This is a genomic window from Pseudomonas benzopyrenica (assembly GCF_036884265.1).
Lineage (GTDB): Bacteria > Pseudomonadota > Gammaproteobacteria > Pseudomonadales > Pseudomonadaceae > Chryseomonas > Chryseomonas benzopyrenica.
This window is the reverse complement of sequence record NZ_CP145723.1, coordinates 748,801-764,277: the sequence shown is the minus strand read 5'-3', so window position 1 is coordinate 764,277 and position 15,477 is coordinate 748,801. Positions and strand designations below refer to the sequence as shown.

The window sequence follows — 15,477 nt, the reverse complement described above, 5'->3', positions numbered from 1 at the left end:
CTCTGCAGGAACGCAGTCCGTCGTGAATAGCCCGCCCTCCTCGCTGCCGGAAGAGCCGCTCGCCCCCTCCTCGCGACGCCTGACCCGCGGCCTGCTGATCTTTTCGCTGCTGGCCATGCTGGCCCTGATGTTCTGGCAGGCCTTCGCCAGCGTGGCCGAGCGCGAGGCCCTGCGTCGCGAACAGCTGGAAGGCCTGACCCGGCAACTGGCCAACACCGTCGAATTCGGGCTGGCGCTCAAGGCCCAGGCCGTGCGCAGCACCCTGCGCTGGTCGCTGGATCCGACCCTGCCGCTGGCGCCCAATCTGCTGCTCAGTCTCAAGGACTTCTTTCCCGGCCTGCAACAGGTGCGCTGGCTGCCGGCCAATGCCAACCTGCGCGCCGCGCGCCTGGGTGATACGCCGGACGCCGCCTTCATCCAGCAACTGATCGCCCGCAGCGGTCAGGCCGACTTCCGCTACGGCTACAACGCCGAGGCCAGCGCCGCGCCCCTCTATGTGCTGCTGGCCGGCGATCCTCAACTGCAGGACGGCTGGTGGGTGCTGACCAGCGCGCCCCTGCTCGAATCCCTGTGGCGGCCGAGCCGGGTGCCATCGGGCCTCGACTGGCGCCTGGAGGATCGCACCCAGGGCACCCTGCTGTTCCGCGTCGGCGCGATCCCGGCGGCGAGCGGCATCGAAGAGGTCCGCCAGGAGCTGGCCTACAGCAACTGGCAGGTGGTGGGTACCCATCCCGGCGAAGACGTGGGCGCCACGTTGCTGGGCGCCTCCTTCGGCCGCCTGGCGCTGTTCAGCCTGTCCGGCCTGGTGGCCGCCATTCTGCTCTACCTGCTGCTGCGCGAAGAACAGGGCCTGCGTGCCCTCACCCTCGCATCGCGGCGTGGCTTGCGCCTGGCGGGCACCGCCCTGAACGGCATCGAGGAAGCCGTCTGCATGACCCAGGCCGATGGCCGCCTGGTCCATGTCAACGCCACGGCCGGTCGTCTGCTGGGCATCGCCCCCGACGATGCCCAGCAGTATTTCCTCGCCAGTCTGTTGCCCCCGTTGGTTGCCCTGACGCCCGCCGAGCGGGACAGTGGTGCCCTGATCAGCCTGACGGTGGAGGGGCAGCCACGCCGTTTCACGGTCAGTTGCCATGCCCTGGCGGACAGCCAGCCCAGCGCCCGGGTCCTGCGTGACCGTACCCAGACCCAGGACGGTTTCGTCTGGGTACTGCGCGACGTCACCGACCAGCAGCGCAACCTGGATACCATCCAGACCACCCGCCAGCGCTATGAGAACATCTTCAACGGGGTGCACACCGGCATCTGCGTGGTCGATCTGAGCGCCATCTGGCCCCGCATGCGCGACCTGGGGCTGGAGCGCCCCGAGCAACTGGCGGAGTTGTTCGCCCGCCAGCCCGATGTGCTGGATACCCTGGGTCGCCAGGTACGCATCACCGAGATCAACCAGCGCGCCCTGGAAATGCTCGGCATCGAGCACCTCGACCAGGCCTGGGCGCGGCTGGTAGGTGACTCCCACGTCCAGCTCGGTGGCAAGCGCTACCGCCTGCTGGCCGGCCTGCTCTCCGGCCAGCAGGTACTGGAGCTCGAGACCTGCATCAGCACCGCCGAGGGCGAACGGCACCTCTGGCTGACCATGCACCTGCCAGCCGACCCCCGGCACCTCGACGCCACCCTGCTCAGCCTCAACGACATCACCCAGCGCAAGCTGGGCGAATTGCGCCTGCTCGAGCGCGACAGTTTCTGGTCGAATCTGATCAGCGCCATCCCCGACACCCTCTACACCTATGACGTGGCCAGCGGCGAACTGACCTACGAGAGTCGTTCACTGGCCCTCAAGCTCGGCTATCCGCCGGAGGCCTTCGCCAGCCTCGGTCGCGCGCGCCTGCACCCGGATGACCTCGAACTGCACGAGCGGGTGGTGAGCATGCGCCCGACGCTCTCCGACCAGCCCAGCAGCAGCCTCTTGCGCTGGCAGCACCGCAACGGCGGTTGGCGCTGGTTCGACGTGCGCGAGCAGCGCCTTGCCCGTGCGGCGGACGGCACCGCGGCGAGCGTGGTCGGGCTGGCCCTGGATGTCACCGATATGGTGCGGGCCAGCGAGCGCCTGCGCGAAAGCGAGAATCGCTACCGGCAGCTGGCGGAAAGCATCAGCGACGTCATCTTCACCACCGACGCCCAGCTGGTGCTCAACTACATCAGTCCCTCTGTGGAGGAATTGCTCGGCTATCCCGTCGGTGAGCTGCAACAGCGCACCCTGGCCGAACTGGTGGTGCACTCGCGCCAGTGGCAGGAGGTCCGGCGCACCCTGCAACGGCTGCTGCGCAGCCTCGACAATCCACGCGCCCTGGCCGAGTTGCGCCGCGAGCACTTCGCGCCCCTGGTGCTCGACTGCCTGCACGCCCAGGGGCATACCCTGCAGATCGAGCTGCGCCTCAAGCCGCTGTGGGACGACCACGAGCGCTTCGCCGGCCTGCTCGGCATCTGCCGCGACATCTCCGCCCAGCGCCGCACGGACAAGGACATGCGCATGGCGGCCACGGTGTTCGACCACTCGGCCGGCGCCATCCTGGTCACCGATCCGGCGGGCTACATCGTGCGGGTCAACCGCACCTTCACCCGCATCACCGGCTTCAGCCCCGAAGAGGTGTTCGACCAGCAACCGATGATGCTCTGCGCCGACAAGCAGGAAGCCAACCAGCTGCAGCACGTGATGCAGCAGCTGCGCACCGAGGAGAGCTGGGAAGGCGAACTCTGGCAGCGCCGGCACGACAACGAGCCCTACCCCTCCTGGGTCGGCATCACTGCCATCCGCGACGACGACGGCGACCTGATGAGCTATGTCTGCTTCTTCGTCGACATCAGCGAGCGCAAGGCCAGCGAAAGACGCATCCACCGCCTGGCCTACTATGACGCCCTGACCCTGCTGCCCAACCGCACCCTGTTCCAGGATCGCCTGCACAACGCCCTGCAGCAGAGCCGCCACAACGGCAGCTGGGTGGTGCTGATGTTCCTCGACCTCGACCGCTTCAAGCCGATCAACGACAGCCTCGGCCACGCCGCCGGCGACCGCCTGCTCAAGGAGGTGGCCATGCGCCTGACCGCCTGCGTCGGCACCGAAGACAGCGTGGCGCGCATGGGGGGCGACGAATTCACCCTGCTGCTGTCCGGCCTGGAAACCCGCGAGGCCGCCCTGGCCCAGGCGATCCGCGTCGGCGAGCTGATCCTTACCCAGCTGGCCGAAGCCTTCATCCTCGAAGGCCGCGAATTCTTCGTCTCCGCCAGCATCGGGATCGCCCTGTCGCCCCAGGACGGTAGCGAGCTCAGCCAGCTGATGAAGAACGCCGACACGGCCATGTACCACGCCAAGGAGATGGGCAAGAACAACTTCCAGTTCTACCAGGCCGAGATGAACGCCCGCGCGCTGGAACGCCTGGAACTGGAAGCCGATCTGCGCCATGCCCTCCTGCAGGGGGAGTTCCGCCTGCACTACCAGCCGCAGTATCGCTGCGACACCCGCCGCCTGACCGGGGTCGAGGCCCTGCTGCGCTGGGAGCACCCGGTGCGCGGACACGTCTCGCCGGCGGAGTTCATCCCGGTGCTGGAGGAGATCGGCCTGGTGGTCCAGGTGGGCGACTGGGTGATCCGCGAGGCCTGCCGGCAGATGCGCGAATGGCACGCCGCCAAGGTGCGCATCCCCAAGGTCTCGGTGAACCTTTCCGCCCGCCAGTTCAGCGATGGCCAGCTCGGCCAGCGCATCGCCGCCATCCTCGCCGAGACCGGTCTGGCACCGGCCTGCCTGGAAGTGGAACTGACCGAGAGCATCCTGATGCGCGACGTCGGCGAAGCCCTGCAACTGCTGGGCGAACTCAAGGGCCTAGGGCTGTGCATCGCGGTGGACGACTTCGGTACCGGCTACTCGTCGCTCAACTACCTCAAGCAGTTCCCCATCGACATCCTCAAGATCGACCGCAGCTTCGTCGACGGCCTGCCCCACGGCGAGCAGGATGCCCAGATCGCCCGGGCCATCATCGCCATGGCCCACAGCCTCAACCTCTCGGTGATCGCCGAAGGGGTGGAAGAGCAGGAGCAGCTGGACTTCCTCTGCACCCATGGCTGCGACGAGGTCCAGGGTTTCCTCTTCGATCGCCCCTTGCCGCCGGACCTGCTGCGCCAGCGCCTGGAACGTCAGGGTCTGTTTCCCGTGCTGACATGAGACCGGTGGCGCCACCGCATGACTGGCGCTCATACCTCAGAGTTCCCGCGATGGGGTAGAATGTTGCCCCTCACGAGCCCAACCGGGTTCGCTCTTCGCCATGCCTCAGGGGACCCTGCCGCCATGTTCAGCCGTGAAACCACCCTCGCCCGCTTCGACGCCGACCTGTATGCCGCCATGCAGCAGGAAGCCCAGCGTCAGGAAGATCACATCGAGCTGATCGCTTCGGAAAACTACACCAGCCCGGCGGTCATGGAAGCCCAGGGTAGCGTGCTGACCAACAAGTACGCCGAAGGCTATCCCCACAAGCGCTACTATGGCGGTTGCGAATACGTCGACGTGGTCGAGCAACTGGCCATCGACCGCGCCAAGCAGCTGTTCGGCGCCGACTACGCCAACGTCCAGCCGCACTCCGGCTCCCAGGCCAACTCGGCGGTGTACCTGGCGCTGATCGAAGCCGGCGACACCATTCTCGGCATGAGCCTGGCTCACGGCGGCCACCTGACCCACGGCGCCACCGTGTCCTCGTCAGGCAAGCTGTACAACGCCGTCCAGTACGGTATCGATGAGCAAGGCCTGATCGACTACGCCGAGGTCGAGCGCCTGGCCCAGGAGCACAAACCCAAGGTCATCGTCGCCGGCTACTCTGCCTACTCCCAGGTGCTGGATTTCGCCCGCTTCCGCGCCATCGCCGATGCCGTGGGTGCCTACCTGTTCGTCGACATGGCCCACTTCGCCGGCCTGGTCGCCGCCGGTGTCTACCCCAATCCGGTGCCCTTCGCCGACGTGGTTACCAGCACCACCCACAAGACCCTGCGCGGCCCGCGCGGCGGCCTGATCCTGGCCAAGGCCAACGAAGCCATCGAGAAGAAGCTCAACTCGGCGGTCTTCCCCGGTGCCCAGGGCGGTCCGCTGATGCATGTCATCGCCGGCAAGGCGGTGTGCTTCAAGGAGGCCCTGCAGCCCGAGTTCAAGACCTATCAGCAGCAGGTGATCAAGAACGCCCAGGCCATGGCCAGCGTGTTCATCGAGCGCGGCTTCGACGTGGTCTCCGGCGGCACCGACAACCACCTGTTCCTGCTCAGCCTGATCAAGCAGGAAATTACCGGCAAGGATGCGGACGCTGCCCTGGGTCGCGCCTTCATCACCGTGAACAAGAACTCGGTGCCGAACGATCCGCGCTCGCCCTTCGTCACCTCCGGTCTGCGCATCGGCACCCCGGCCGTCACCACCCGTGGCTTCCAGGAAGCCGAGTGCCGCGAGCTGGCCGGCTGGATCTGCGACATCCTCGGCAACATGGGCGACGAGTCGGTGATCGATGCCGTGCGCGAGAAGGTCAAGGCCGTCTGCGCCCGCCTGCCGGTGTACGGCAAGTAAGAGGCACGCCTCCCCCTCTCCCCCCAGGGAGAGGGCCGGGGTGAGGGAAACCCCAAAAAACGAGCCCCGACCGATTGGCCGGGGCTCGTTGCATTTCCAGCTGGGTCGTCAAGGCAGCCAAGCCAGGTCTTGTCGCAGGCCGGAAGAGCCCGGAAACGAAAAAACCCCGGCCAGTGCCGGGGTTTTTCGTTGTCAAGCGACAATCAGGCGCTTACAGGACCTGCAGATCGCCCAAGCCATCCAGGTAGCGCTCGGCGTCCAGGGCGGCCATGCAACCGGCACCGGCCGAGGTGATCGCCTGGCGGTAGGTGTGGTCGGCCACGTCACCGGCGGCGAACACGCCCGGGACGTTGGTGGCGGTGGCATTGGCCTCGCGACCACCCTTCACCACCAGGTAGCCGTCGTGGCTGTCCAGCTGGCCTTCGAACAGCGCGGTGTTGGGCGTGTGGCCGATGGCGACGAACAGACCGGCCACCTGCAACTCCTCGGTGCTGCCGTCGTTGTTCTTCAGGCGCACCCCGGTGACGCCCATGTTGTCACCCAGCACCTCGTCGACGCTGGCATTGAGCTTGAGCACCATCTTGCCTTCGGCGACCCGGGCGCGCAGCTTGTCCTGCAGAATCTTCTCGGCGCGGAAGGTCTCGCGGCGGTGGATCAGGGTCACCTTGCTGGCGATGTTGGCTAGGTACAGGGCTTCCTCGACCGCGGTGTTGCCGCCGCCGACCACCGCCACCTCGCGGTTGCGATAGAAGAAGCCGTCGCAGGTGGCGCAGGCGGACACGCCCTTGCCCATGAAGGCCTCTTCGCTGGCCAGGCCCAGGTAGCGGGCGCTGGCACCGGTGGCGATGATCAGGGCGTCGCAGGTGTAGGTGGCGCTGTCACCCTTGAGGGTGTAGGGCTTGCCGCCAAAGTCCACGGCGTTGATGTGATCGAAGACGATCTCGGTCTCGAAGCGCTCGGCGTGCTCGCGCATCCGCTCCATCAGCGCCGGACCGGTCAGGTCGTGGGGATCACCCGGCCAGTTGTCGACTTCGGTGGTGGTGGTCAGCTGGCCGCCCATCTGCATGCCGGTGATCAAGAGCGGCTTGAGGTTGGCACGGGCGGCATAGACCGCGGCCGTGTAACCGGCCGGACCGGAACCGAGGATGATGAGACGCGAATGGCGCGTGGTGCTGACTTCAGACATGACATTCTCCCTGCCGGGGTCTCCGGCAGACCTAAGAGTAGAGTGGCCGGCGCACCCTGTGGGCATGCCGGCCGGTGTGCGTGCGGAGCCGTTCCGCAAGCGCCCGTCGCTCCTGGCGAGGGCGCGACCGGTGTCGACGGGCGGACACCGGGTCCAAGGATGGGCTCAGCCTAACGGGCATGGCCCTTCCATAGAAGCGAGCATTCTAAATCCAGACCATAGGGTGCGCCTATGTCGACCGCTTCGCCAATGGCGCCCTGAGGTAAGCTGTGCCTTCCCGCCACCTGTCAGGAATGTTCATGGCTGTCGCTCCGCTGTCCGGCTCCGCCTACTTCGCCGAAGGCCTGCGCCTGGTGACCCGCCCCGGCATGCGCCGTTTCGTGGTCATCCCGCTCACCATCAATCTGCTGCTCTACGCCGCCATCCTCACCTTCGCCGTGCGCGGCTTCGAGGGCTGGCTGGAGCAACTGATGCCGAGCCTGCCGGCCTGGGCGGGCTTCGTCGAATGGCTGCTCTGGCCGCTGTTCGTGCTCTTGTTGCTGGCGATCATCTTCTTCACCTTCACGATGCTGGCCAACCTGGTCGCAGCGCCCTTCAACGGCTTTCTTGCGGAAAAGGTCGAGGTGCTGGTGCGCGGGCAGGATGATTTCCCGCCCTTCAATCTCACCGAGCTGGTCACCATGGTGCCGCGCACCCTGCAGCGTGAACTGCGCAAGCTGAGCTACTACCTGCCACGCGCCCTGGGCCTGCTGGTGCTGACCTTCATCCCCGGTCTCAACCTGATCGCCGCGCCGCTGTGGATCCTGTTCGGCGTCTGGATGATGGCGGTGCAGTACATCGACTTTCCCGCCGACAACCACAAGCTGGATTTCCGCAGCATGCTCGCCTGGCTGCGCACCCGCCGCCTGCGCTGCCTGGGCTTTGGCGGGGTGACCTACCTGGCGCTGCTGGTGCCCGGCCTGAACGCCCTGTTCATGCCTGCCGCCGTGGCCGGGGCGACGCTGTTCTGGGTACGTGAGGAAGGCAACAAGGCGCTGGTGGTGCGCTCCTGAGCCCTGCTTGCCGGACGTCCCAACACACCCTATCCCGACAGCGACTCCTGATTGTTGGGCTTCGGCGATAAAGCCGCCTCAACCCAACCTACGGCTATCTTCCGCGTAGGTTGGGTTGAGCGCAGCGAAGCCCAACAACTCCGGACCATCACGCCGGATACCATGGTTTCCAGCTGTTGGGCTTCGGCGATAAGGCCGCCTCAACCCAACCTACGGCTATCTTCCGCGTAGGTTGGGTTGAGCGCAGCGAAGCCCAACAACTCCGGACCATCACGCCGGATACCATGGTTTCTGGCTGTTGGGCTTCGGCGATGGAGCCGCCTCAACCCAACCTACGGCGCGCTCCGCCCACACCGCCAAACAAGCCCCCTCTCCCCCTGGGAGAGGGTTGGGGTGAGGGCGCTCCCCGCACGGACTCCACAAACGACGACGCCCGCGCCGGCAAGGCCGGACACGGGCGTCGTGGAAAGCTGTCGCCAGGCTTAGTGCTGGTGACCGCCTTCGCCATGGATATGACCATGGGCGATTTCTTCGTCGCTGGCGGCACGCACGTTGACCACCTTGACGTCGAAGTTCAGGCGCTGGCCGGCCAGGGGATGGTTGCCGTCGACGGTGACCTGGTCGCCGTCGATGTCACGCACGGTGACGATCTGCATGGCGCCGTCCGGGCCGGACGCGTGGAACTGCATGCCCACTTCCAGCTCGTCCACGCCTTCGAACATTTCCTTGCCCAGGGTGGCAACCAGTTCGGGCGTGTATTCGCCATAGGCGTCTTCCGGCTCGATGGCCACTTTCAGCTCGTCACCGGCCTGCTTGCCGGACAGAGCACGCTCCAGACCCGGAATGATGTTGCCTGCGCCTTGCAGGTACACCAGCGGAGCACCACCAGCGGAGCTGTCGATGACTTCGCCGGCGTCGTTGGTCAGAGTGTAGTCGATGGATACTGCCGTGTTCGCCGCGATCTGCATGGCCAGAACCTTCATGCTGGGAAAAATTTAGGATGACGCATCAGTCTACGCGTCCAACTTAGCAATTGCGAATGCGTTCGGTCAGTCCCCTGGCGCCCGGAGGCATCTGGAGGGCGCCCCTGCAACGGTGCGCGACCGCCCGTCACGCAATCGCCACGGCCGCTTCACGGGGCTGTCATCCCGGCTACCTAGGGTTTGCTGCATACCCACTGCCGGAGCCCTGCCATGCCGATTCCAGTGTCCGCACCGCCCGCGCTGCGCGCCGAACGCCTGTCGACCGCTGCAGATATCCGCGCCGCCCAGCGCCTGCGAGCCGCGGTCTTCGGCAGTACCTACGGCGTGCATTTCGCCGATAACCTCGACCAGGACCCCTACGACGCTCACTGCTTGCACCTGGGCGTGCGCGACCTGCGCAGCGGCGAGCTGATCGCTACCACCCGGCTGCTCGACGGCCGTCGGCGCGAGCGGCTGGGCAGTCTCTACAGCGAGAGCGAATTCCAGCTGGAGGGTCTGGACACGCTGCAGGGCCCGCTGCTGGAAATCGGCCGCACCTGCGTGGCGCCCGGGCATCGCACCGGCGCGGCCATCGCCCTGCTGTGGGCGGAACTGGCCGAGATCATGGCCTGCGGCGACTACCGCTACCTCATGGGCTGCGCCAGCGTGCCCATGGCCGACGGCGGCCTGCAGGCGGCCGCCCTGCTGCGCCAGGCGGCGCGGGACGAACGCATCCCAGCGATCCGCGCCACGCCGCGGCGGCCGCTGCCCTTCGTCGCCGTGCCGGACAACCTGGTGGTGCAGCTGCCACCCCTGCTCAAGGCCTATCTACGCCTAGGTGCCCAGGTCTGCGGCGCGCCCTGCTGGGATCCGGAATTCGGCGTGGCCGACGTCTTCATCCTGCTCAAGCGCGAAGACCTCTGCCCGCGCTATGCCCGCCACTTCAAGGCCGCGGTATGAGGCGACTGCGCCGCGCCCGGCGACTGCTGCTGGTGCTGGCCGCGCTGCTGCTCGGGGCACTGTTCGCCCTGACGGTGACGTTGGCGGTGGCGCTGAGTCGCCGGCCCTGCCTGGTGCTGCGGCAACGGCTGACGCGGCGCTTCTTCCAGGTGCTGACCTGGGCGCTGCGGTTGCGGCTGGAGGTCAGCGGCGAGGTGCCGCGCGGCACCCATCTCTGGCTGGCCAATCACGTATCCTGGCTGGATATCGTCGCCCTGGGCAGTCTGCGGCCGCTGAGTTTCCTGTCCAAGGCAGAGGTGGCCCACTGGCCCTTCGCCGGCTGGCTGACGCGCCAGGCCGGTACCCTGTTCATCCGCCGTGGCGCCGAGCGCGGCGATGCCCTGGGCGAGGCCCTGACCACGCGCCTGACCCAGGGCCTGTCGCTGGCGCTCTTTCCCGAGGGCACCACCACCGACGGCAGCGGGCTGCGCACCTTTCACGGCCGGCTGCTGAGTCCGGCCATCGCCACCGGCACCTCGCTGCAACCCGTGGCGCTCAGCTACTGGCGCCACGGCGAGCCTGACCGGGCCGCGGCCTTCATCGGTGACGACGACCTGGTGAGCCATCTGCTGCGCCTGCTGGACAACGGCGGCACCACCCTGAGGATCGAACTGCTGCCGCCCATCCTGCCCCAGGGCCGGCCGCGCCAGGTGCTGGCGGGTGAATGCCAGGCGGCCATCGCCGCCCGCCTCGGGATTCAGCTGGAACCGCGCGCGGCCCGTTCGGCGGCGGCAAAGGCCTGCAGCTGCGGATAGAAGTCGCGAAAGTCTTGCAGCAGGCCGTCATAGGCGGCGTCCAGCTCGGCGAAGGCGCCGGCCAGCAGTTCCGGGCGCGACAGCCGTCGCGCCATGCCCTCCACCACTCGCTCCAGCACGGCGAAGTCCGTGTAGCTGCCCAGCCAGTCCTGGCGTGCCATCAGGGGTGCGATGCGGGCCAGCCGCGGCGGCAGTTCCGGCTCGTCCAGCAGGGTCTGGTAGCAGTCCGCGACGAAGCCCGGCAGTGGCTGCTCGGCGTAGTCGTGCCAGAGGCGTGCCAGGCAGTGATCGAAGAAGACATCCACCAGCAGCCCGGCCACTCGCCGCCGCGCCGCGGGCAGCCGCGTCTTGGCCCGGATCACCAGGGGGTGGTCGTCGGTATAGATGTCGATGCGCCGATGCAGACGGATGCCGGCGGCGATCCCGGTCGGCCAGGCGTCCGCCGAGCCCTTGACGAAATCGCCATAGAGGCTGCCGAGACGGTCTTCGCGGCTGGGGCCGCCCAGGTGCAGATGAGCGAGATAATTCATCCCCCCAGCATACTCCAGCCACAACCGGGCGGTTTTCCTGGACGACCTGCGGCTGCTAGGCTCGGGCCTCCTTCCCTTTCCGCTGGAGTCGTCATGCCCGCTCGCGCCGTGTTCCTCGACTATGCCTCCCTCGACCTGGGCGATCTGGACCCGGCCCCGCTGCGTGCGGTGTTCGACGAGCTGGAGCTGTACCCCGCCACCGCCCCGAACGAGATCACCGCGCGCCTGGCCGGCGCCCAGGTCGCCATAGTCAACAAGGTGGTGCTGGACGCCGCCATCCTGGCCGCCTGCCCGGACTTGAAGCTGGTGCTGGTCAGCGCCACCGGCACCAACAACATCGACCTGGAAGCCGCGCGCGCCCAAGGCGTGCGCGTCTGCAACTGCCAGGGCTACGGCACCGCCTCGGTCGCCCAGCATACCCTGGCGCTGCTGCTGGCCCTGGCCACGCGGCTACCGGATTACCAGGCGGATATCCGCGCCGGGCGCTGGCAGACCGCCAGCCAGTTCTGTCTGCTCGATCACCCCATCGTCGAGCTGGAGGGCAAGACCCTTGGCCTGCTCGGCCTCGGCGAATTGGGCAGCGCGGTCAGGCGGCTGGCCGAAGCCTTCGGCATGCAGACCCTGGTGGGTCAGTTGCCCGGCCGTCCGGCGCGTCCCGGCAGCCTGCCGCTGGCCGAACTGCTGCCCCAGGTGGACGCCCTGACCCTGCACTGTCCGCTCACCGACCTGACCCGCGGCATGCTGGGCGCCGCCGAACTGGCCGCGATGAAGCCCACGGCCTTCCTGGTCAACACCGCCCGCGGCGGCATCGTCGACGAACAGGCCCTGGCCGACTGCCTGAGACGCGGCCACTTGGCCGGCGCCGCTACCGATGTGCTCAGCGTGGAACCCCCGCGCGACGGCAATCCGCTGCTGGCCGGCGACATTCCGCGACTGATCGTCACCCCGCACAACGCCTGGGGTAGTCGCGAGGCGCGTCAACGGATCATCGGCCAGCTCGCCGCCAATGCCGAGGGGCATTTCGCCGGCACGCCGCACCGGGTGGTCTGCTAAAGTTCGCGCTTTTTTCGCCAGGTAGCCCCATGGATCCGCGCAGCGAAGTCCTCCTCCGTCACCCCGAGCGCTTTGGCGGCGCCTTGCTGCTCGCCGGCTTGCCGGCCGATGACCTGCTCGGTACCCTGCCCGCGGCCAGCGGGTGGAGCTGGCATGCGGGCGAGGCCGAACAACTGGTCCGGCGCTATCCGGGTCGCGTCAGCCTGGGGATCGAACCCCCGGCGGGCGACTTTGCCAGTGCCGTGCTGTTTCTGCCCAAGTCCCGCGAGGCCACCGACTTCCTGCTCACCGCCCTGACTCGCTGCCTGCCCGCCGAGGGCAGCCTCTATCTGGTCGGCGAAAAGAAGGCCGGTATCGAACGCGCCGCGCGCCAGCTGGGTGCCTTCGGTAAGGCCAGCAAGCTCGACAGCGCCCGTCATTGCCAACTGTGGGTGGTGCAGGGACCGCACACCGAAGCCGATCCGCGCCCCGACGCCTGGCTGCAACGCCAGCGGCTGGAGCGGGCTGGGGTGAACCTGGACATTCTCAGTCTGCCGGGCGTCTTCAGCCATGGCCGGCTGGACGTGGGCACGGCGCTCTTGCTGGACCAGCTCGACGGCCTGCCCGAGGGCGCGGTGCTGGACTTCGGTTGCGGCGCCGGCGTGGTCGGCGCCGCCCTGGCTCGCCGCTATCCCGCCAGCACCCTGCATCTGCTGGACGTGGACGCCTTCGCCGTGGCCAGCAGTCGCCAGACCCTGGCGGCCAACGGTCTGAGCGGAACGGTGATCAGTGGTGATGGCATCGCCGCGGCGCCCACCGGCCTCGCCGCCATCGTCAGCAATCCGCCCTTCCACAGCGGCGTGAAGACCGACTACCGCACCACCGAGACCCTGCTGGCCGAGGCGGTGCGTCATCTAAAGCCCGGTGGCGAATTGCGCCTGGTGGCGAACAGCTTCCTGCGCTATCCGCCACTGATCGAGGCGGCCTTCAGCAACTGCCGTACCCTGGCGGAACGCGACGGCTTCAAGGTCTACAGCGCCCGGCGACGGTAATGCTGTTGGGCTTCGCTGTGCTCAGCCCAACCTACGGCTATACCTCGGCGCCAGAGCCGCCCCCTCTCCCTCTGGGAGAGGGTTGGGGTGAGGGAAACCTCCTCTCCCAACCAAACCCTCAACCCTTCTTCGCCGCCTCGTACAGCGGCATCACCTTGGGAATCGCCGCCTGCAGGGCCTTGGTACGGTTGGCGTCGGACGGGTGGGTACTGAGGAATTCCGCCGGCTGCTTGCCCTGGCTGGCCTGGGCCATCTTCTGCCAGAGGGTGATGGCGGCATTGGGGTTGTAGCCGGCGCGGGCCGAGAGCTCCAGGCCGATGAGGTCGGCCTCGTTCTCGTTGCCGCGGCTGAACGGCAGGGTCAGGGCCACCTGGGACACCTGGTCGGCCAGTTGCATGCCGCCCTGGCCAACGCCCAGCAGTACCCCGCCAAGGTTCTCGCCCATCTGGATGGCATAGGCCCGCGACATCTGCTCGCGGCTGTGCTCGCGCAGGGCGTGGGCGATCTCGTGGCCCATCACCGCCGCCAGCTCGTCGTCGGTCAGCTTGAGCTGATCGATCAGGCCGCTGTAGACGAAGATCTTGCCGCCCGGGCCGCAATTGGCGTTGAGTTCGTCGCTCTGCACCAGGTTGACCTGCCAGTCCCAGTTCACCGCATCCGGGCGGAAGGCCGCGGTCTGCGGGATCAGACGCTTGGCGATGGCGGCGACGCGCTTGCCGTCGGCGCTGTCATTGGCCAGCTTGCCGGCGGCCTTGGCTTCGCTGACCGTCTTGGCATAGGACTGGGCGTACATCTGGTTGACCTGCTGCTCGGACAGCATGCTGAACATGTACTGCTTGCGCTGCACCCCGACCGCGCCACCCGAGGTGGTGTTGACGGTCTGGCAGGCGACCAGCAGCAGGCTCAAGGACAGGCCTGCGAGGGGAAGGATACGGCGCATGGGAATCTCCAGGTATCGAGGCGGATACAGCATAGAGAGGGGCGTCGCGCCCGGCAACGTTCGTGCGCAGGCGACCGGAGGCCTCAATGGATCGTCAGCGCCGCCGATAGTCCACGGCATTGAACGCCCTCCGGAGTCCCCCATGAGTTCCCGCTCCATCCGCACCGCCATCACCCTGCTGGCCGGCGCCTGCATCCTGGTGGTGGTGATCGCCTTGATCGCCTATACCCTGCTCGCGGGTCAGCGCACCCGCACGCTGGTCGATACCCATACCGAGGCCCTGGCCGCCACTGCCGCAGAGGCCCAGCTGACCGCGGAAGCCGAAGCCGTGGGCAACCAGCTGCAGCGCCAACTGGACGTTCCCCTGCAACTCGCCAACCAGCTGGCGCAGCTCAACGTGGCCATGGGCAGCGGTGGCGACCAGCAGGTCGACCTGGATCGCCAGAGTCTGGTCCGGCTCTTGGGCCAGACCCTCAAGCGCCAGCCCGGCCTGCTCAGCCTCTATACCGTCTGGGAACCCAATGCCATCGATGGCCAGGACGAGCGCCATCGCGGTGACGCCGCGGCCGGCTACGACGAGCAAGGCCGCTTCACCCCCTGGTGGCACAAGACCCTCGACGGCGACGTCACGGTGGAGCCGATTGGCGAGACCGTGGAAAGCCAGACCCGCCTGCCCTCGGGCGTACGCGAAGGCGAGTACTACCTCTGCCCACGGGAAACTCGCACCACCTGCGTGCTCGACCCCATGCCCGACACGGTCAACGAGCAGCAGGTGCTGATCGCTTCCTTCAACGTGCCCATCCTGGTCGGTGGCGCCTTCAAGGGCGTGGTCGGCGCCGACGTGCCGCTGGACTTCATCCAGCGCCAGCTGGTCAAGGCCAATGGTCGTCTCTATGGCGGCGTGGGCCGCATGGCCCTGGTCGCCGGGCGGGGCACCCTGGTCGCCTACACCGCCGACGCCGCCCAGTTGGGCAAGCCGGCCGAACCGGTGCTGGGCACGACCCTGGCCGGGCTCAAGGACCTGGGCGAAGGCGTCACCCGCCGTTTCGACGCCCAGAGCCAGCGCTACCAGGTCTATCTGCCGTTGCGTTTCGCCGGCGACGACCGCCAGGTCTGGACGCTGATCGTCGAATTGCCCCGCGAAGCCGTGCTGGCCGATCTCTATAGCCTCAAGGACACCCTGGGCAGCCAACGCCACCAGGATGTGGTCGGCATGCTGCTGGTGGGCCTGGCGGTCGCCGGTGCCGGCCTGCTGGTGCTCTGGCTGATCAGCCTGCGCATCGCCCGGCCGCTGCGGCAGATGGTCGCCATGCTCGACGCCATCGGCCAGGGCGACGGCGACCTGACCCAGCGCCTCGCCACCGAGCGCCGCGACG

11 protein-coding genes and 1 pseudogene are annotated in these 15,477 nt (G+C 67.7%); 8 read left to right on the top strand and 4 right to left on the bottom strand.

Annotation, left to right across the window (positions count from 1 at the left end; all coding sequences use genetic code 11):
* The first annotated feature begins 22 nt into the window (after positions 1–22).
* Positions 23–4,216, top strand: a complete 4,194-nt coding sequence (locus V6W80_RS03565) for a sensor domain-containing protein (protein ID WP_338545859.1) — start codon at positions 23–25, stop codon at positions 4,214–4,216.
* Positions 4,217–4,339: 123 nt separating this feature from the next.
* Entirely contained in the window at positions 4,340–5,593 is a 1,254-nt protein-coding gene (glyA, locus tag V6W80_RS03560; protein ID WP_017639070.1) for a serine hydroxymethyltransferase, read from the top strand.
* Positions 5,594–5,804: 211 nt separating this feature from the next.
* Here glyA and trxB read toward each other — a convergent pair whose 3' ends face one another.
* A complete protein-coding gene (trxB, locus tag V6W80_RS03555) occupies positions 5,805–6,779 on the bottom strand; it encodes a thioredoxin-disulfide reductase (RefSeq protein ID WP_338545858.1) in 975 nt (324 codons plus the stop codon).
* Positions 6,780–7,078: 299 nt separating this feature from the next.
* Between trxB and cysZ the strand changes: the two genes are divergently transcribed.
* On the top strand, positions 7,079–7,831 hold the full coding sequence (gene cysZ / locus V6W80_RS03550; protein ID WP_338545857.1) for a sulfate transporter CysZ: 753 nt from the start codon (positions 7,079–7,081) through the stop codon (positions 7,829–7,831).
* A 482-nt stretch (positions 7,832–8,313) separates the two neighbouring features.
* On the opposite strand, the gene V6W80_RS03545 is transcribed toward cysZ, so the two are convergent.
* Positions 8,314–8,799 (bottom strand): FKBP-type peptidyl-prolyl cis-trans isomerase, encoded by a 486-nt coding sequence (locus V6W80_RS03545; protein ID WP_017639847.1) that lies wholly within the window; start codon positions 8,797–8,799, stop codon positions 8,314–8,316.
* Positions 8,800–9,024: 225 nt separating this feature from the next.
* Between V6W80_RS03545 and V6W80_RS03540 the strand changes: the two genes are divergently transcribed.
* Both V6W80_RS03540 and V6W80_RS03535 read left to right on the top strand, forming a co-directional pair.
* Positions 9,025–9,753 carry a GNAT family N-acetyltransferase gene (locus V6W80_RS03540; protein ID WP_160924067.1) on the top strand — a complete coding sequence of 243 codons (729 nt, stop codon included), beginning with the start codon at positions 9,025–9,027 and terminating at the stop codon, positions 9,751–9,753.
* The gene (locus tag V6W80_RS03535; protein WP_338545856.1) at positions 9,750–10,547 is read left to right on the top strand and encodes a lysophospholipid acyltransferase family protein; all 798 of its coding nucleotides are present in this window, start codon (positions 9,750–9,752) and stop codon (positions 10,545–10,547) included. Before V6W80_RS03540 ends, V6W80_RS03535 begins: the two co-directional genes overlap by 4 nt.
* Here V6W80_RS03535 and V6W80_RS03530 read toward each other — a convergent pair.
* A complete protein-coding gene (locus V6W80_RS03530; RefSeq protein ID WP_338545855.1) occupies positions 10,490–11,077 on the bottom strand; it encodes an ACP phosphodiesterase in 588 nt (195 codons plus the stop codon). The genes V6W80_RS03535 and V6W80_RS03530 overlap by 58 nt on opposite strands.
* Positions 11,078–11,170: 93 nt before the next feature.
* On the opposite strand from V6W80_RS03530, the gene V6W80_RS03525 reads away from it, so the two are divergent.
* Together V6W80_RS03525 and V6W80_RS03520 are read left to right on the top strand one after the other, a co-directional pair.
* Positions 11,171–12,130 carry a 2-hydroxyacid dehydrogenase gene (locus V6W80_RS03525; protein WP_338545854.1) on the top strand — a complete coding sequence of 320 codons (960 nt, stop codon included), beginning with the start codon at positions 11,171–11,173 and terminating at the stop codon, positions 12,128–12,130.
* A 29-nt stretch (positions 12,131–12,159) separates the two neighbouring features.
* A complete protein-coding gene (locus tag V6W80_RS03520; protein ID WP_338545853.1) occupies positions 12,160–13,161 on the top strand; it encodes a class I SAM-dependent methyltransferase in 1,002 nt (333 codons plus the stop codon).
* 118 nt (positions 13,162–13,279) lie between these two features.
* On the opposite strand, the gene V6W80_RS03515 is transcribed toward V6W80_RS03520, so the two are convergent.
* A complete protein-coding gene (locus V6W80_RS03515; protein WP_338545852.1) occupies positions 13,280–14,101 on the bottom strand; it encodes a M48 family metallopeptidase in 822 nt (273 codons plus the stop codon).
* On the opposite strand from V6W80_RS03515, the pseudogene V6W80_RS23945 reads away from it, so the two are divergent.
* Positions 13,989–15,467: pseudogene (locus V6W80_RS23945) on the top strand (hypothetical protein); the annotation flags it as partial. The gene V6W80_RS03515 and the pseudogene V6W80_RS23945 sit on opposite strands and share 113 nt — an antisense overlap.
* Between the last annotated feature and the right edge of the window lie 10 nt (positions 15,468–15,477).